The sequence below is a fragment of the Rhizobium leguminosarum genome, from assembly GCF_004123835.1.
Taxonomy (GTDB): Bacteria; Pseudomonadota; Alphaproteobacteria; order Rhizobiales; family Rhizobiaceae; genus Rhizobium; species Rhizobium leguminosarum_M.
This window is the reverse complement of record NZ_MZMU01000003.1, coordinates 316,458-333,412: the sequence shown is the minus strand read 5'-3', so window position 1 is coordinate 333,412 and position 16,955 is coordinate 316,458. Positions and strand designations below refer to the sequence as shown.

General features: G+C 61.7%; 15 protein-coding genes. 9 read left to right on the top strand and 6 right to left on the bottom strand.

Translation table 11 applies throughout. The annotated features are described in order from the left end of the window. Nucleotides 1–38: 38 nt before the first annotated feature. A complete protein-coding gene (locus tag B5P46_RS05360; protein WP_129417811.1) occupies nucleotides 39–416 on the bottom strand; it encodes a nuclear transport factor 2 family protein in 378 nt (125 codons plus the stop codon). Nucleotides 417–544: 128 nt separating this feature from the next. On the opposite strand from B5P46_RS05360, the gene B5P46_RS05355 reads away from it, so the two are divergent. Both B5P46_RS05355 and B5P46_RS05350 read left to right on the top strand, forming a co-directional pair. Then, on the top strand, nucleotides 545–1,003 hold the full coding sequence (locus B5P46_RS05355; RefSeq protein WP_129417810.1) for a MarR family winged helix-turn-helix transcriptional regulator: 459 nt from the start codon (nucleotides 545–547) through the stop codon (nucleotides 1,001–1,003). Between the two features lie 16 nt (nucleotides 1,004–1,019). Next, a complete protein-coding gene (locus B5P46_RS05350; RefSeq protein WP_129417809.1) occupies nucleotides 1,020–1,400 on the top strand; it encodes a GFA family protein in 381 nt (126 codons plus the stop codon). Nucleotides 1,401–1,435: 35 nt separating this feature from the next. Here B5P46_RS05350 and B5P46_RS05345 read toward each other — a convergent pair whose 3' ends face one another. The 3 genes from B5P46_RS05345 to B5P46_RS05335 all read right to left on the bottom strand — a co-directional run bounded on the left by B5P46_RS05345 (nucleotide 1,436) and on the right by B5P46_RS05335 (nucleotide 6,138). Beyond that, entirely contained in the window at nucleotides 1,436–3,427 is a 1,992-nt protein-coding gene (locus tag B5P46_RS05345) for an ABC transporter ATP-binding protein/permease (protein ID WP_129417808.1), read from the bottom strand. A 119-nt stretch (nucleotides 3,428–3,546) separates the two neighbouring features. Further along, a complete protein-coding gene (locus B5P46_RS05340) occupies nucleotides 3,547–4,671 on the bottom strand; it encodes a hypothetical protein (RefSeq protein WP_129417807.1) in 1,125 nt (374 codons plus the stop codon). Between the two features lie 567 nt (nucleotides 4,672–5,238). Continuing rightward, nucleotides 5,239–6,138 (bottom strand): GntR family transcriptional regulator, encoded by a 900-nt coding sequence (locus B5P46_RS05335; protein ID WP_129417806.1) that lies wholly within the window; start codon nucleotides 6,136–6,138, stop codon nucleotides 5,239–5,241. Nucleotides 6,139–6,476: 338 nt separating this feature from the next. Here B5P46_RS05335 and B5P46_RS05330 point away from each other — a divergent pair, with 338 nt between their 5' ends. The 7 genes from B5P46_RS05330 (at nucleotide 6,477) to B5P46_RS05300 (ending at nucleotide 14,545) form a co-directional block, all read left to right on the top strand. Beyond that, nucleotides 6,477–7,979, top strand: a complete 1,503-nt coding sequence (locus B5P46_RS05330) for a UxaA family hydrolase (protein ID WP_129417805.1) — start codon at nucleotides 6,477–6,479, stop codon at nucleotides 7,977–7,979. Between the two features lie 145 nt (nucleotides 7,980–8,124). Next, nucleotides 8,125–9,144: an aldo/keto reductase gene (locus B5P46_RS05325; RefSeq protein ID WP_129418834.1), complete on the top strand. Its 1,020-nt coding sequence runs from the start codon at nucleotides 8,125–8,127 to the stop codon at nucleotides 9,142–9,144. 9 nt (nucleotides 9,145–9,153) lie between these two features. Beyond that, entirely contained in the window at nucleotides 9,154–9,600 is a 447-nt protein-coding gene (locus tag B5P46_RS05320; protein ID WP_129417804.1) for an RbsD/FucU family protein, read from the top strand. A gap of 208 nt (nucleotides 9,601–9,808) precedes the next feature. Next, nucleotides 9,809–10,798, top strand: coding sequence for an ABC transporter substrate-binding protein (locus B5P46_RS05315; RefSeq protein WP_129417803.1), 990 nt, complete (start codon nucleotides 9,809–9,811; stop codon nucleotides 10,796–10,798). A gap of 108 nt (nucleotides 10,799–10,906) precedes the next feature. Next, nucleotides 10,907–12,460 carry a sugar ABC transporter ATP-binding protein gene (locus B5P46_RS05310; RefSeq protein ID WP_129417802.1) on the top strand — a complete coding sequence of 518 codons (1,554 nt, stop codon included), beginning with the start codon at nucleotides 10,907–10,909 and terminating at the stop codon, nucleotides 12,458–12,460. A 27-nt stretch (nucleotides 12,461–12,487) separates the two neighbouring features. Next, nucleotides 12,488–13,462 (top strand): ABC transporter permease, encoded by a 975-nt coding sequence (locus B5P46_RS05305; RefSeq protein WP_003545129.1) that lies wholly within the window; start codon nucleotides 12,488–12,490, stop codon nucleotides 13,460–13,462. Nucleotides 13,463–13,525: 63 nt separating this feature from the next. Then, entirely contained in the window at nucleotides 13,526–14,545 is a 1,020-nt protein-coding gene (locus tag B5P46_RS05300) for a zinc-binding alcohol dehydrogenase family protein (protein ID WP_129417801.1), read from the top strand. A 398-nt stretch (nucleotides 14,546–14,943) separates the two neighbouring features. Here the strand turns inward: B5P46_RS05300 and B5P46_RS05295 are convergent, their stop codons facing one another. Further along, nucleotides 14,944–15,669 carry a copper homeostasis protein CutC gene (locus tag B5P46_RS05295; RefSeq protein ID WP_129417800.1) on the bottom strand — a complete coding sequence of 242 codons (726 nt, stop codon included), beginning with the start codon at nucleotides 15,667–15,669 and terminating at the stop codon, nucleotides 14,944–14,946. Next, the gene (locus tag B5P46_RS05290) at nucleotides 15,666–16,913 is read right to left on the bottom strand and encodes a LysR family transcriptional regulator (RefSeq protein ID WP_129418833.1); all 1,248 of its coding nucleotides are present in this window, start codon (nucleotides 16,911–16,913) and stop codon (nucleotides 15,666–15,668) included. Before B5P46_RS05290 ends, B5P46_RS05295 begins: the two co-directional genes overlap by 4 nt. Nucleotides 16,914–16,955 lie beyond the last annotated feature (42 nt).

Sequence of the window (16,955 nt, the reverse complement as noted above, 5' to 3'; positions counted from 1 at the left end):
CCCGCATAGGGAGTACCAGCTTACAGAGCATGCTGGGCTTACAGCGCATCCTGGATATCGAAGCGAACAATTCTATCGCCTTGCATGCGGAAGATATGCGTCACGGTCTTGTCCTTCAGGCCATGGTTTTGCCCTTCCAGCGGCCGGCCATCGAGGTCGAAGACAGACTGGATCACCTCGACAGCGACGGCTCCATCTTGCGATTCTTCAAACGCGACCGGCTCGACGTGCGGACTGATGACGGCCCATTGGCGTGTCCAATAGTCGTGCACGGCCGCACGACCGTGAACGTGGCCGCCATCCATGCCGTTGGCCCAGGCGACATCATCGGACAGGACGGCAAGAACAGCCTCGATGTCTCTGGCGTTGAAGCTGGCATAGATGCGCTTGATCATTTCGACGTCATTTTTAGACATGTCGTTTCCTCGATGGAGATTGAAACATTCGCTGGGCGGCATCGAAACGGCCTTGCCTCATGCCGCACATCAATATACATATGTACATATATATCTCGCGGTCAAGCGCAGGCAAAGGGTGATCGGAATTGGACGAAGACGTGCTTTCTACGCCGGGGCATCTCATCAGTCTTGCGGCGCGGGGGTTTGCCCGCCTCAGCGAGTCACGCCTTAAACCGTTCGGCTTCGGTGTCGGCCAGTTGCCTGTTCTGGTCGCGCTGCAGAATGGCAAGGCCAGCACGCAGCGCGACCTCGCCCGCTTCGCCAGGGTCGAGCAACCGCCGATGGCGCAGATGCTCGCTCGCATGGAGAGGGATGGCCTAATCCAGCGGACACCCGACCCGGCTGACGGTCGCAGCAGCCGCATCGTGCTGACGAAAACCGCACAGGAACGCATGCCGGAGGCAATTGCCGCCTTGTTCCGAGGAAATAAAGAGGCATTGACTGGGTTCACGGATGCGGAAGCGGAGCAACTTGTCGATCTGCTCAAGCGGCTGATCGAAAATCTGGATCAGATTGCAAGCGCGGAATCCTCGGCGCAGCTTTAGAGAGAGATGAACGCTGATGCATAAGGGATCCTGTCTGTGTGGTGCAGTAACTTTTGAAATCGAAGGCGAACTGCGAGCGCCGGACGCGTGCCATTGCTCCAAATGTCGAAAACAATCCGGCCACTTTTTCGCTTCAGCCGACGTGCCAAGGCGTCAGATCACGATCCAGGGAGGCGAAAGTGTCACCTGGTATCAATCCTCAGAAAAGGTGAGGCGTGGATTTTGCAGGGTATGCGGATCATCGCTGTTTTGGGATCCGCCCCATCACGACTGGATTGCTGTCGCGATGGGTGCATTTGATGGCCCGACCGAAACCAAACTGAAAATGCATATCTTTGTCGCTGATAAAGGCGACTACTACGACATCACCGACAACCTGCCCCAGAACGAGCAATAGGTAGCTGTTGCTCATCCGCGAGCGCCCTTCAATTTCTATTCCGGGACGGTGCCGCTCGAACTCGTGCTACCTTTCGGCAGTGAGGGGTTCTTCAAAACGCGTGACAGCAAGTTCCGTTTTCTCCTGCGCGGGACAAGATCGATATCGCTAACAAGCTTTGCGCCGCCCTCGCGCCGCTCCAGCGTGATCTTGCGGCTATGGAAGGCTTCCAGTTCAGCCCGATGCGCGACGCTGATGATGGTCACGTCAGGCAATTCATCGATCACCATCTGCATCATCTTATCCTGGCTCTTCTCATCGAGTGCTGAGGTTGCTTCATCCAGCACGATGATATCGGGATGGTGCAGCAGCAGACGCGCAAAGGCGAGCCGCTGCTTTTCACCGCCCGACAAGGTCTGGTCCCAGGGCGCGTCTTCCTCGATCTTGTCGTTCAGATAATCGAGCCCCACCTTGTCGAGCGCCGCCTTGATCTTATCCAGTGTCCAGCTATCGGCGGCACCGGGATAGGCGACGGCCCGGCGAAGCGTCCCGGAAGGGATATAGGGCCGTTGCGGCAACATGAACAATCGTCTGTCGGCGTGGAAATTGACGCTGCCCTCACCCCACGGCCAAAGACCTGCGATGGCGCGCACCAGCGTGCTCTTGCCGGACCCGGATTCGCCGGCAACGAGCACCCGCTCGCCTGGTTCGATCACGACCTGGGTTTCCTTGACCACGGCGGTGCCATCGTCCAGCGACACGGAAAGATCGTTCAGGCTAAGCATCGCCTCGCCTTCCGTTTCACCGCGCTTGATGCGTCCCAAAGCGTTGCTCTGTTCGGCGCGCTCGAGCCCATCGAGCGACATCATCAGCGAAGCGATGCGCCGTGCACAGGCGTTCCAATCGGCAAGACGGGGGTAGTTGTCGACCAGCCATCCGAACGCGCTCTGAACGATGGCGAAGGCAGAGGCAGCCTGCATGACCTGCCCAAGCGTCATGCTGCCTTCGAGAAACTTAGGAGCGCACAGCAAAATCGGGACGACTGGCGCAAACAGGCTCGACCCCTGCGACACAAGGGCTGTGCGCATGTGCTGGCGTGCAAGCAGCGCCCATTGCCTAAGCACATTGGCGAAGGTCTTGCCGAGATCGTTCCGCTCCTCCTCTTCGCCGCCGAGCAATGCGATGCTCTCGCCGTTTTCCCGCACATGCGTCAGCGTGTAGCGAAATTCGGCTTCCGTTTGATTTTTGGCCTCGGAGACGCGGACGAAATGGCGGCCGATGACCGTCATCGAAGTTGACGTGATCGTGGCGTAGAGGACCGCAGTGATGACGAGAAAGCCGGGAATGGTGACGGTCGAACCGGCGATCGTCAGAGTGAGTGCCCCGCCAATCGTCCAGAGCACCACGATGAAGGTCGAGGCCGACAGAAAGGCGGCGATGACACCGGAGATGAAATCGACAGGTGCTTCGGTGGCAATCCGCAAATCCTCCGCGATGCGCGCTTCGGGGTTCTTGTGGTCGCCGCCGATGAGGTTCAACTGATAGTAACGACCGCTTGCGAGCCAGCGCGCGATGACGGCGGTCGTCAGCCAGGAACGCCAGCGGCGTTGAATCATCATGCGAAGGGCGACTTGTGTGGTGACAAGGGCTGCAGTTCCGAGCGCCAGTGGCAGGAATACGACGCTCAAGACATAGACGGTGCGGGCATTACGTTGCTCCAGGGCGTCAAAAATCGCGCGGTTCCAGAGATTGATTCCGTACTGGAAGCCGACATTCATGCCGATCAGGGTCAACAGGCCGATGGTGCACGGCCAGGCGAGTTTGTCGCCACCGCGGCCCCAGTAGCGGCGCGCGCTGATCCAGAAACGCTTCAGCAAATACCGCTTGCGCGCCTGCTCGGCCTCCTCAGGCGTCAACTCCGGATCGGGTGGGATGGCATCTGGCGGCAGCGCGACTTCGGCAGTCGACGCCTTCTCCTGGCGCGACTTCTCGGCACCGTGCGGTTCGGTGCCATCGACCGATTTCGGATTGAGTTTGGCGGCCGTCATGAGCACGATAACGGCTTACACATCGAAATGTTTCATGATGCCGGCGCCGAGCATGGCATCGGAGGACTTGTCGAGAAAAATGAAGCAGTTGCCGGAAAACCGTGGCCGTGCTGTCGCTGTTACGCCGTGTCTTGGCCCATGCCATAGCTGTCATTCGCCGCGTTCTGGATCATTGCGATGGCGACCGGCGGCAAGACGAAGCTCCAGATGCCGAGCCAGGCAATCGACATCAACCTTCCCTCGCCTCTGTCGCGTGCGCGCTCATTGAGGAGATCGCCAAGGGTCATCACAAGAACCGGCAATCCGAGCGGCACGAGGATCGCGATCAGCATGGCGGCAAGCGGCGTCAGCAGGCGCTGCGACTGCGCGGCGCCCGCCAGCTCCCCGTGGATGCGATAAACCCAATAGGCAAGATAGATAAAGGCGGCCACAGCAATGGCGAAGACCAGCAGCGCTAACAGCAGCGGGACGGGGGAAGAGGCGACGTCGGCATCATTTGCCTGAAACAGATGGACACTGATCCCCATCAGAAAAATCAGGATCGGCGGCGTGACCAAGATGACAGCGACCAGGAGAGGTGATCGCCGGCGCGGCGCAAGCGGCCTGTGTCGCGGACGCGGAGCTTCATCGAAGGCCAGGTTTCCGGCCGGCACCAGCAATATGACAGCGAGAAGCAGGCAGGCCAGGAAACCCGAAACGACAGGCACGGCGCCTAGATCGAGTTGGTATAGCCACGACGCGCCGATCGGAGCAAAGGCTGAGATCAGGATCGTCGTCGACAAGAGCGTGAGAGCGCAGCCGAAGTCAATTTTGCCCGGTCGCCCGCCCACCAGGAATATCGCGATCGCGAGAGGGAAAACGGCCCGAACCGTGCCGAACACCACACCGAACAAAAACAGAAAGCCCGGCGATCCCCACAATGCGGGCGCCGGCAGAAAACCGACGGCGACAATGGCACAGACGAGAATGGGCGAAATCAACGCCGACCGACCATGGCGGCTCGCGACGATAAACGCCAGGAACGCGCCGGCAACCCAACCAAGAGTGGAGCCGGAATAGAAGATCCCGATCGTCTGAGCGCTGCTGCCCGTCATTTGCGAGATCACGGGAAAGACCGTGCTGAAACCCTGTCCGCCGATTGCCAAAAGAAGCGAGGAAAAAAACACGGCCCAATAGCGATAGGTGCTCAGGAAATCGGCCAGCGTCCATTCGGCATTGCTGGAGGGGGCAGAGGTGTTTTCCATCGGTAAAACTTGCTCTCCATTCATGATCATCGCTCATCGCAGACGGTGGATGCGTCGACCATGCGCATCGAGGAGGTTATTTCAATAGGTTTGACGCGGCATCCGGATCAGCCCAGAGGTTTTGCCGACATATCGTGACGGATTTATAAATGTCCGCTTCGGGCCGAAACGTGCCGGGTGGACGCAATAAGGGCAGTCATTGTGCCCTGTGTCTCACTCTGGTCGACTTCCGGCAAGGTCGGCCGTAACGCGGCAACAGCGGACGGAAAAACGAAAAATGCCACCGGACATTTGCAGCGACGCTGCATCAGGATGGGCTAGTCGTCGTTGATGTCGTGCCTGTGGCCCCCTCATCCGCCCTACGGGCACCTTCTCCCCGCTGGGGAGAAGAGGGAAAATGCCCGCTTCGTCAGCGACCCCATTGGATGGAGTGCCGTTGGGCAGGCGGGTTCGTTTGGCAGTGTCGGCGCGCCTTGCTGCCTCTTCTCCCCTCGGGGAGAAGGTGGCCCGAAGGGTCGGATGAGGGGGCTGCACGGCACGACTTTTGTCGCCCTTCGCTTACGCTCCTCACGCGCTCTCCGTCGCGATCTGCGGCAGGGATTGCAGCAAGGTCTGGCGGGCGGAGTGCAGATGCGCGCGGCAGGCGGTTTCGATTGCCGCCTGGTCGCGGGATTCCAGGGCTGCGATATAATCCAGATGTTCGTGGATGGCGCGCTCGTTGCGCTGGCGCGCGGCAGTCTTGTTCCACTGGTAGTGATAGTGGAAGACGATGGCGATGGCGTCGTAGAAATCGGCGATGAAGCGGTTTTTCGAGGCGCGGTGGATCAGCAAGTGGAAGCGTTCGTCGAGGACGGAGAAATCCTTGAAGCGCTGGTTGATGTCGGCAAGCATGGCGTGATGTTCGTCGCGCATAGCGGCAAGATCGGCCCAGCTCTGATTATCCCTGGAAAGCCGGCCGAATTCGGCGGCGGAATGCAGCTCGAACATTTCGCGCACATCGGCAAGTTCGAGGGCGAATTCGCGGGTGAAGCCTTTGAGCGTCCAGTGGCTGTTCGGGCGCTTCTCGATGAGGCCGAAGCGGGAGAAGCGGATGAGGAATTCGCGCACGCTGGTCGTGCCGGTGCCGATCTCGCGGGCAAGCTCCAATTCGTTGATCTGCATGCCAGGTGCTGCATCATCGGCAAGGATGCGCTGCATGAAGCTGCGCTCGATGATATCATGCAGGGAGTCGGTTTCTTCGGAGGGAAAGAGGTCATGGTCGGTCGGCTGGCGCAGCACGATCTTCTGGCGTTTGTTCCAACGGATGATGCCTTCTTCGCTGAGCCGCGTCAGGATGGCGCGCGCCGTCGAGCGGCTGACGCCGAGCTGGGCGGCGATCTCCGGTTCCGACGGCAGCGCCGTATCCGTGCGCAGGGCTACGGCATACCTGTTGTAGGCTTCCTTGAAGACCGTATTCTGCCTTGCCACCAGACCCCGCTTTCCGCCCTCGTATCCACCGCCCACTCTCCAGCAGGGCAGAAAAATCGGGGCTTGTTCAAACGACCTTTAGCTTATTTCCGGTCGCCTGCGGCTCATTGCCTCCCTCGTCCACAGGATCAATATTCCCGTTGACTTGAAAATGTTTATTGTAGATAAAAAACAAAATCAATGCGCTTTCGCCGATGCAGCGAGCGTTCCGCTAGAACAGGATGATTTTAGGTGGGATGGCCTAAAAATCTGAATCCTGTTCTAAATTAAAGAGTTAGAGCATGATGTCGTCCGAAAACCGCTGACACTTTTCGGCATCATGCTCTAGGGAGACGACATTGGATAAATTGCCTTGGATCATCCTTTCGGCCGGTGACAATGTCGCGGTCGCAACGGCGGCAATCGCGCCGGGTTCGACGGTTGCCGGCATTCAGACCCGTGAGAAGATCGACCCCGGCCACAAGGTGGCGATCGCGGATATTCCGCTCGGTTCGCCGGTGGTGAAATACGGACAGGCGATCGGCCGCACGACGGCCGAGGTCAAGGCCGGCGACCATGTGCACAGCCACAACCTGCATTTCGAAAACGACCGGCTGGCGGCGACCGCCAATTCGGCGCCGGAAGCGGCCACAGTCGACGACGTGGGGCGCACCTTCATGGGCTATCGCCGCGCCGACGGGCGGGCGGCGACCCGCAACTATATCGGCATCATCGCCAGCGTGAACTGTTCCACCACGGTCTGCCGGGCAATTGCCGACGAGGCGAACCGGACGATCCTGCCGCATTATGAAGGCATCGACGGTTTCGTGCCGATCGTGCACGACCAGGGCTGCGGCATGAGCTCGACCGGCGACGGCATGAACGTGCTACACCGGACGCTCGCCGGCTACACAAGGCATGTGAATTTCGGAGGCGTACTGATGATCGGCCTCGGCTGCGAGGTCAACCAGCTGACGCTGTACGGCCAGAGTGGTGCGGGCGCCTCGAAGCGGCATTTCAACATCCAGGATGCCGGCGGTTCGCGCCGCGCGGTCGAGCGCGCCATGGGCATGCTGCGCGAGATCGCCGCCGATGTCGGCAAGGAAAAGCGCGTGCCGATGTCGATCGGCGAGATCATCATCGGGCTGCAGTGCGGCGGCTCGGACGGCTTTTCCGGCATCACCGCCAATCCGGCGCTGGGCGTCGCAGCCGATCTGCTGGCGGCAGCCGGCGGCACGGCGATCCTGTCGGAGACCTCCGAAATCTATGGTGCGGAACATCTGCTGCGCAGCCGCGCCGTCAGCGACGAGGTGGCAAAGAAGCTCGATGACAAGATTGCCTGGTGGGAGGAGTACGTCGCCCTGCACGGCGCCTCGCTCGACAACAATCCCTCGCCCGGCAACAAGCGCGGCGGGCTGACCACCATCCTTGAAAAGTCGCTCGGCGCGGTCGCCAAGGGCGGGCGTTCGCCGCTGACGGCGGTCTATGGTTATGCCGAGCGGGTCACGGCCCCTGGTCTCGTCTTCATGGACACGCCCGGCTACGACCCGGTCTCGGCGACCGGCCAGGTGGCGGGCGGGGCAAACATGATCGCCTTTACCACAGGCCGCGGCAGCTGCTTCGGCTGTCGGCCGGCGCCGTCGCTGAAGCTTTCCAGCAATTCGGCGCTCTATGCCTCGATGGAAGAGGATATGGACATCGATTGCGGCACGATCGCCACCGGCGATGCGACGATCAGCGGCAAGGGCCGCGAGATCTTTGACCTCATCGTCGATACCGCCTCGGGCAAGAAGACCAAGAGCGAGATCTTCGGCTACGGCGACAATGAATTCGTGCCGTGGCATCTCGGTGCGACGCTGTAATCTTTGTTTTTACGCAATCCCGGACGAAAAACCGCTTCACACTTTTCCCGGGATTGATTTGAAGTACGCAATCCCGGACGGAAAACCGCTTCACACTTTTCCTGGGATTGCTCCAGATAGTTCAGCTTCTTCGCGAGGAGGAATGATGAAGACGAGACGGATCGGCAAGACCAAGCTGGAGGTGACCGAAATCAGTTTCGGCGCAGCCGCTCTCGGCGGTCTCTACCGCGCCTGCCCGCGCGAGCAGGCGATGGACACGCTGCAGGCGGCCTGGGACAGCGGCATCCGCTATTTCGACGTGGCGCCCTGGTACGGGCTCGGTCTTGCCGAACGGCGGGTCGGCGATTTCCTGCGCGACCAGCCGGACGGCTCTTACGTGCTTTCCACCAAGGTCGGCCGGCTGCTTCGGCCGGTGCCGACCGGCACCGTGCCTGATTACAGCTATGTCGATCCGCTCTCCTTCGATGCCGATTACGACTATTCCTATGACGGCATCATGCGCTCGGTCGAATTCAGCTATGCGCGCCTCGGCCTCAACCGCATCGATATTCTCTACGTGCACGATCTCGGCGTCTATACGCATGGCGCGGCGAAGAATGCGGTCCACCAGAAGCAGTTTCTCGATTCCGGCGTGAAGGCGCTGGAAGAACTCAAATCGTCTGGCGCGATTTCCGCCTTCGGCCTCGGCGTCAACGAAGTGCCCGTTTGCCTCGATGTCATGCGCCATGCCGATCTCGACTGCATTCTGATGGCCGGCCGCTACACGCTGCTCGACCGCTCGGCCGTCGCCGAACTGCTGCCGCTCTGCCGGCAGAAGGGCACCTCGCTCGTCGTCGGCGGCGTCTTCAACTCCGGCATTCTCGCCACCGGCCCGGTGCCGGGTTCGCATTTCGACTATATGCCGGCTGATGACGACGTGCTGGCCAAGGTCGGCGCCATGGAGGCGATCGCCAAAAGCCACGGCGTGCCGCTGGCAGCCCCCGCCCTGCAGTTTCCGCTGCGCGAGGCGATCGTCGCATCGGTGCTGATCGGCACGGCCAAGCCTTCGAGCCTGACGCGGAACATGGAGATCGTCGAGCCGCGGCTTGCCGACGATATCTATGCCGAATTCGAACCCTATACGCTGGTCGCGCCGCCGCTCGGCGCCGAAGCCGTCCGAGTCTGAGGAGAGACTATGCTCAAGGGTATTCATCCGCTGCTTGGCCCCGACCTGCTTCATGCGCTGAAGACCATGGGGCATGGCGACGACATCGTCATATCGGACGCCAATTTTCCCTCGGGCTCGATGGGCCCGCCGGTCATTCGCGCCGACGGCGTCAGCGCCACTGACATGGCCGAGGCCATCCTGACCCATATGCCGCTCGACACTTTCGTGCCGGAAGCGGCGTGGCGGATGGAGGTGGTCGGCGATCCCGATGCGATGCCCGAGGTCTGCACCGAGTTCCAGCAGATCGTTTCCAAGCACGCCGGCGATTTCCGCATCGTGCCGGTGGAGCGTTTTGCCTTCTACGCGATGGCCCGCAAGGCCACCTACATCGTCGCGACGACGGAATTCCGGCTGTACGGCAACCTGATTTTGAAAAAGGGCGTCGTCCATCCGCACGAGGTCGACATCGCCTGATCCCTATTTTAGGGTATCGTGGTATTGGAATAAAATCAGTTGCTTGGCGGGAGTTTTCCAAAGAAAAAAAGCCGGTTTGGCGCTCTTGCAATTTGATTGCGCCTCGGCTAGCTTCACCTGGCAAATGTTTTTTATCGATAAAAATCGTCCGCCTGCGTTCAGCGGTCGATTTATTCGGAGGAGAACGCACCCTGAGAGGAGAACCCTTATGAGTTTCGTGAAATCCCTTCTGTCCCGCCGCGCCTTTACCGCGCTTGCAGGCGCCGCCGTTATCGCCACGGCGATGCCGGCACCGTCGTTTGCCGCCGACGTGACGATCCCGATCATCGTCAAGGACACGACGTCCTTCTACTGGCAGATCGTTCTGGCCGGCGCCCGCAAGGCCGGCCAGGATCTCGGCGTCAACGTGCCGGAACTCGGCGCACAGGCCGAATCCGACGTCAACGGCCAGATCAGCATTCTTGAGAACGCCGTTGCCGGCAAGCCGGCGGCCATCGTCATTTCGCCGACCGAATTCAAGGCGCTCGGCAAGCCGATCGATGAAGCGGCCAAGTCGGTACCGATCATCGGCATTGACTCGGGTGCTGACTCCAAGGCGTTCAAGTCGTTCCTGACGACCGACAACGTTCAGGGCGGCCGCATCGCCGCTGACGGTCTGGCCGCCGCTATCAAGGGCGCCACCGGCAAGGAAGAGGGCGAAGTCGTCATCCTCACCAACCTTCCGGGCGTCGGCTCGCTGGAACAGCGCCGCGAAGGCTTCCTGGATCAGGTGAAGACCAAGTATCCGGGCCTGAAGGTCATCGCCGACAAGTACGGCGACGGCCAGGCAACGACCGGCCTCAACATGATGACCGACCTGATCACGGCAAACCCGAACCTCGTCGGCATCTTCGCCTCGAACCTGATCATGGCGCAGGGCGTCGGCCAGGCGATCGCCGAAAACAAGCTCGGCGACAAGATCAAGGTCATTGGCTTCGACAGCGACGACAAGACGGTCGGCTTCCTCAAGGATGGCGCGATTGCCGGCCTGGTCGTTCAGGATCCCTACCGCATGGGTTATGACGGCGTGAAGACCGCGCTTGCCGTCTCCAAGGGCGAGAAGGTCGAAGAGAATGTCGACACCGGCGCAAACCTCGTCACCAAGGCGAATATGGCCGATCCGAAGATCGACGCGCTGCTGAACCCGAAGATCAAGTAACAAAGACTGATAGGCCGCGCCGGCTTCAAAAACCGGCGCGGCCTTTTCCATCCGTGCTATGTTTTGCAGGGGATGGAGAGCAGACGCGACACAAGGAGGAGAGGTCCCATGATCGGACTGGAAGAGGTCAGTCATCGCCATGATGACAGCGCGACGCTGAAAGAAGCCAATCGAATTCCCGCCGGATCGCCTATCCTCGAACTCAAGGGCCTGCAGAAGAATTACGGTCATGTGCAGGCGCTGAAGCCAGCGACGCTGACCTTTCTTGCCGGCGAAATCCACGCCATCGTCGGCGAAAACGGCGCCGGCAAATCCACCCTCATCAAATTGCTGACCGGCGTCATTACCCGCACCGCCGGCGAAGTGCTGTGGTGCGGCCAGCCGGTGGCGCTGGCGACGCCGAACGAGACAATTGCGCGCGGCATCAACGCCGTGCACCAGGAGGTCGTGCTCTGCCGGCACCTGACGGTCGCCGCCAATCTCTTTCTCGGAGACGAGGTCAACCGCTTCGGCCTGATGCGCAAGAAGCAGATGGAGAAGATGGCCCAGGCCGTGCTCGACGATCTCGGCTTCGGCCTGCCGGCGGGTGCACTGCTAAGCGAGCTGACCATCGGCCAGCAGCAGCTGGTGGCAACCGCGCGCGCGGCGATGCGCGGCACGCAATTCCTGATCTTCGATGAACCCACCGCCTATCTTACCCGCCAGGAATCGGCGCAGCTCTTCAAGCTGATCCGCCGGCTGCAGGGCGAAGGTGTCACCATCGTCTATATCAGCCACCGCATGGAGGAAGTCTTCGAGCTTGCCGACCGTGTCTCGGTGCTGCGCGACGGCACGCATGTCGGCACGCGGCTGATCGGCGAGACCAACGACGCCGAATTGATCTCGCTGATGATCAACCGCTCGATCGAACAGATCTACCACAAGGAAAAGATTGCGATCGGCGAGACGATCCTCACGGTCAACGGCCTCTCCGGTCCCGGCTTCCAAGACGTGTCGCTGAGCGTCAAGGCGGGACAGATCGTCGGCCTCTACGGCCTGATCGGCGCCGGGCGCAGCGAATTCGCGCTCGGGCTCTACGGACGCCAGCCGACGACATCAGGCGATGTCCAATGGATGGGCAAGCCTGTTGACATCCGCAACGAACGCACCGCCATGGAGCTCGGCATTGCGCTGGCGCCGGAAAGCCGGCGCGACCAGGGGCTTTGCCTCAACCTGCCGATCGGCCTCAACATCAACCTGCCGGTGTTCGGGCGGCTGAGCCACGGGCCGGTGATCAATCACACGCGCGAATCGGCCAATGCCGACCAGCAGATCCGCAATCTCAGCATCAAGACGCCGAGCCGGCGCGTTCCGGCCTCCAGCATGTCGGGCGGCAACCAGCAGAAGATCGTCATCGGCAAGTGGCTGAGCCACGGCGCCCGGCTCTTCATCTTCGACGAGCCGACCGTCGGCGTCGATGTCGGCACCAAGGCGGAAATCTACCGGCTCTTCGCCAAGCTTCTGAAGGACGGCGCCGGCATCATCCTGATCTCCTCCTACCTGCCCGAGGTCTACGAACTGGCTGACCGGCTGCACGTCTTCCGCGCCGGCAAAATCGTCGCGAGCCATGATTATCACGCGGCGACGCATGAAGAAGTGCTCAGCGAAGCGATCGGCGTTTGAGCCAAAAGAATAAGAGGGAGAAAATTCATGACTGCCACCCCCACCGAAATCGTCGCACCGCCGCCGCGCCGGAAAATGAACATCCTGTTCGGCCTGACGCTGATCGGCCTGCTGATCTTCCTCTGGATCGTGCTCGGCGTCGTCACCCCGAGCTTCTGGACGCCGCTCAACATCTCGAACCTGCTGCGTCAGGGTGCGATGACGGCGATCCTGGCGCTCGGCCAGACCTTCGTCATCATCACCGCCGGCATCGACCTTTCGGTCGGCGCCATCGTCGGCTTCTGCACCGTGATCATCGCCTGGCTGCTGCAGGCGGGCGTGCCGGTCTGGGGGGCGATCGCGCTGACGCTGCTCATGGGTGTGGCGATCGGCGCCTTCCACGGCTTCGGCATCGTGCATATGGGCCTGCCGCCGTTCATCATCACGCTGGCAACCCTGACATCGCTGCGCGGCATTGGCCTCTTGATCACCAACGGTTCGACGATCAACATCACCAATGAAGGCTTCAGCAATTTCGCCCGCGCCGATCTGCTCAGTATTCCGAGCCTGTTCTGGATGGTCATCCTGGTGGCGGTCCCCTCCTTCATCTTCCTCCATCTGAGCCGTTGGGGCCGCTATCTCTTCGCGGTCGGTTCGAACGCCGAGGCGGCGCGCCTTTCCGGCGTCAACGTCAAGGGCATGATCTATCTTGCCTATATCCTGTCTGCCTCCTTTGCCGCCTTCGTCGGCGTGCTGCTTGCCTCGCGCATCGCCATCGGCAATGCGACACAGGCCGACGGCTGGGAACTGCAGGCGATCGCCTCCTCCGTCATCGGCGGCACCAGCCTGTTCGGCGCGGTCGGCTCGGTGCACGGCCCGCTGATCGGCGCTTTCATTCTCGCCACCATCAATAACGGCGCGAACCTTCTGAACGTCAACTCCTTCTGGCAGCGCATCATCACCGGTCTGCTGATCATCGTGATCGTGTTCTTCGACCAGCTGCGCCGCCGCCGGAGCAATTGAGCGACAAGAGACAGCCGGCCTGAACAAGCCGGCTTCCTCCATTCCAGGAATGCGAGACCCGTCATGAAAGCAGTTCTTTGCCGGGAGCCCGGCGTGCTCGATATCGTCGAGCGTCCTTCGCCAGCGGCTCCCGCCGCCGGCTGGGTGCGGCTTGCCGTCAGCCATGTCGGCATTTGCGGCACCGATTACCACATCTTCGAGGGCAAACATCCCTTCCTCGAATATCCGCGGGTGATGGGGCACGAGATCTCGGCAACGGTGCTGGAAGCGGGCGACGGCGTTGCCATGGCGGTCGGGACGCCCGTCATCGTCAATCCCTATCTTTCCTGCGGGCAATGTATCGCCTGCCGTCAGGGCAAGCCGAATTGCTGCACCAATATCAAGGTGCTCGGCGTCCATACCGACGGCGCCTTCTGCGAGGAGATTTCGGTTCCGGCCGAGAACCTCTACGCCGCCAAAGGTGTAAGCCTCGAAGCGGCGGCAACGACCGAGTTTCTGGCGATCGGCGCTCATGCGGTGCGTCGTTCGATCACCGGTGCCGGGGCGCGGGCGCTCGTCATCGGCGCCGGGCCGATCGGGCTCGGGGCGGCGATCTTCTCGCGCATCGCAGGACATGAGGTGACGCTGCTCGATACCAGCGCCGAGCGGCTGCAGATGGCGTCGGAGCGTTTCGGCTTTACCTCCGGCATCGTCGCCAACGAGGCGACGGCGGATACCGTACGGGAAAAGACCAACGGCGACGGTTTCGACGTGGTCTTCGACGCGACGGGTTACGGCCCTTCGATGGAGAGGGCCTTCTCCTTCGTCGCCCATGGCGGCGCACTGGTGCTGGTCAGCGTCGTCAAGGACGATATCCGCTTCTCCGATCCCGAATTCCACAAGCGCGAGATGATGGTGATCGGCAGCCGCAACGCCACTCGCGTCGATTTCGAACATGTGGCGGATTCGATCGCCAAAGGCCTGGTGCCGGTGGACAAACTCATCACCCACCGCACGACGCTTGCCGATGCGCCGCGCGATCTCGCGCGCTGGGCGCATGAGAAGAATGGGCTGATCAAGGCGGTGATCAGTATTGGCGGTTAGAGCAATTTCGGGAACAGTCAGAAGCGGCTGAGCTCTGTTCAAGAGCACGGTTGCCCGGTTTGCGGTTTTGGCTGCCCCTCACCCTACCGGGGCGTGCCATGCGAGAGCGTGAGGGGAACGGAGAGGGCGCGGCATATCCTCTTCTCCCCTCGGGGAGAAGGTGCCGGCAGGCGGATGAGGGGGCCGCACGGCACACCCTTCACGTAAAACCTATTCCGCCGCGCCGATGGTAAGCGCCTGAACACGGTTGATCCGATGCCGGCCCGGTCGAAGTCCGCATAAGCGTTGTTGAAAAGACCGGCTTCGCCGACCCCCTCATCCGCCCTACGGGCACCTTCTCCCCGCTGGGGAGAAGAGGGAATCGAGATGTTGCGGCATATCCCTTCTCCGCAGTCGGGCTAACCCGCCGCCTCAATCGCCCTGCGCATCTGCCTGACGACGGCGACATCCGTCTTGTTTGTGCTTTTCGCCTCGAAACCGAAAGCCACGGCGCGCGGATCGCGGCTTTCGACCGGTGAGCTGCAGGAACCGTGGACCTCGCGGGCGCCGGTCGCCCGTAATATTTCACCGACATTCGCCGGGCGGATGCCGCTGCCGGGCATGATGGCGATGCGGCCGGCCGCCTTTGCCGAAAGGCGCTTCAGTGTGTCGAGACCGTCGGCGGCCTTAAGGGCACAGCCGGAGGTGAGGATACGTTCGCAGCCGAGTTCGACCGCCTGCTCCAGCGCCTGATCGGCATCCGGCACCAGATCGAAAGCGCGATGCAACGTCGAGCCGAGGCCTGCCGCATGCGCCTTCAAACGGTGGATCAACGGCATGTCGAGCGTGCCATCCGGGCGGTTGGCGCCGATGACGACGCCGGCGAGACCCGCAGCACGGACGGCATCGATATCGATCATCATCGCTTCCTCGTCCGTTCCGTCGAAGATGAAGGGGCCGGCGTGAGGGCGGATCATCGCATAGACCGGAACGGGTGCCCGGGCGGCGATCCGCATCAGACTCGGCAGCGGCGTCAGGCCGCCGAGTTCCAGCGCCGAGCAGAGCTCGATGCGCCCGGCGCCACCTTCGATCGCGGCGGCAAGGCCTTCGGCACTGTCCACGCACACTTCGAGCAAAATCGTCACGCTGCGGTCTCCCTGGCTCCGGCGTCCGTCGGCCTTATGGTGCGCGCGACGGTTTCCGACGTAATTCTCGCCGCCACCTCGATGATGACAGTGCAGGCATCGGCGGCGGCTTTTCGATGGTTGAAGGCGACGTGATAGGACATCGGCAGGTGCTCGTCGAGATCGACGATTCGCACCTTGTCGGCAATCGGCATGGCGCTGACGCGACCGAGGAAGGAGACGTAGCCGTGATTGGCGACGAGGTCGACGATGACGGGCAGCGAATCCGCCGCGGTGATATCCTGGCTGTGCAGGCGCCGGTTGGGCGCACGCTCGTAGCTGAAGGCCATCGCCGCATGGCCGAGGCCGGTGCGCGGGCTCGGCATGCAGATCGGGTGGCCGGCGACGAGATCGGCGACCCCGGTCTCGGTACTGTCAGGCGGTGCGATCACCACCATCTCGGTCTGCAGCAATTCGCGATGGCGGAAGTTTTCCAGCCCGAAGACCGAATCCAGGATCGCAACATCGATGCGGCCGCTCTTCAGCGCCTCGCGCAGATCGTCGGCGGTCATCGAGACCAGCGAGATCGCATTGTTGTTGCGGCTTGCATTCCATTCCGAGACCAGCGAGCCCAGGCATCGCGCCACCCAGCTTTCCGATCCGGTCGGGATGATCGAGCCGATGCGCAGCGACCGGGCGGTGCGCCGATAACGTTCGTCGGCCGAGGATTTGAGATCGTTCCACGCCTGGCTGATCGCCATGAAGATCTGGTAGGCGCGCCTGCCCTCCTCCGTCAGCACCGAGCCCTGCGCCTGGCGCTCGAACAGGCGGTGGCCAAGAAATTTCTCAAGATTGGCAAGCTGAAGCGAAAGCTGCGGCTGACCGAGGCGAAGGCGGCGAGCGGCCCGGTTGATGCTGCCCTGGTCGGCGACTTCGAGAAAACGCTCCATCGTGACGATCTTGACGGGAATGCGGGATGCCCAGGCCTCGTCGATCTCGGCGCCAGTACCGTCGTGACCGGCCCATTGGCCGAGCTCGCCGATCGCAGCCATGATCGGCTCCAAGCCTTCCAGCACCCTGCCGCTCGCAATCAGCGTCGCGAGCTCGCCGGATGCGCGTTCCGTCAGCGTCATCGCCAGTTCGGTCTCGAGATTACGGATTGCCGTCGAGACGGTGGAGGGCGACAGCTGGAAGCGCCGCGCGGTCTCTCGGACCGAACCGGAGGTCAGGACATGGCTTGCGATGAACAGGGCACCAAGATGCAAACGGCCACCTCCGGAAAGCGCTGGAAAAACCGGACGATATGA

Coding starts and splice junctions, on each gene's coding strand:
- B5P46_RS05350 (WP_129417809.1), top strand. CDS start 1,020: ATGCATAAGGGATCCTGTCTGTGTGGTGCAGTAACTTTTGAAATCGAA.
- B5P46_RS05320 (WP_129417804.1), top strand. CDS start 9,154: ATGCTCAAGGGTATTCATCCGCTGCTTGGCCCCGACCTGCTTCATGCG.
- B5P46_RS05340 (WP_129417807.1), bottom strand. CDS start 4,671: ATGGAAAACACCTCTGCCCCCTCCAGCAATGCCGAATGGACGCTGGCC.
- B5P46_RS05305 (WP_003545129.1), top strand. CDS start 12,488: ATGACTGCCACCCCCACCGAAATCGTCGCACCGCCGCCGCGCCGGAAA.
- B5P46_RS05310 (WP_129417802.1), top strand. CDS start 10,907: ATGATCGGACTGGAAGAGGTCAGTCATCGCCATGATGACAGCGCGACG.
- B5P46_RS05300 (WP_129417801.1), top strand. CDS start 13,526: ATGAAAGCAGTTCTTTGCCGGGAGCCCGGCGTGCTCGATATCGTCGAG.
- B5P46_RS05315 (WP_129417803.1), top strand. CDS start 9,809: ATGAGTTTCGTGAAATCCCTTCTGTCCCGCCGCGCCTTTACCGCGCTT.
- B5P46_RS05345 (WP_129417808.1), bottom strand. CDS start 3,427: ATGACGGCCGCCAAACTCAATCCGAAATCGGTCGATGGCACCGAACCG.
- B5P46_RS05360 (WP_129417811.1), bottom strand. CDS start 416: ATGTCTAAAAATGACGTCGAAATGATCAAGCGCATCTATGCCAGCTTC.
- B5P46_RS05325 (WP_129418834.1), top strand. CDS start 8,125: ATGAAGACGAGACGGATCGGCAAGACCAAGCTGGAGGTGACCGAAATC.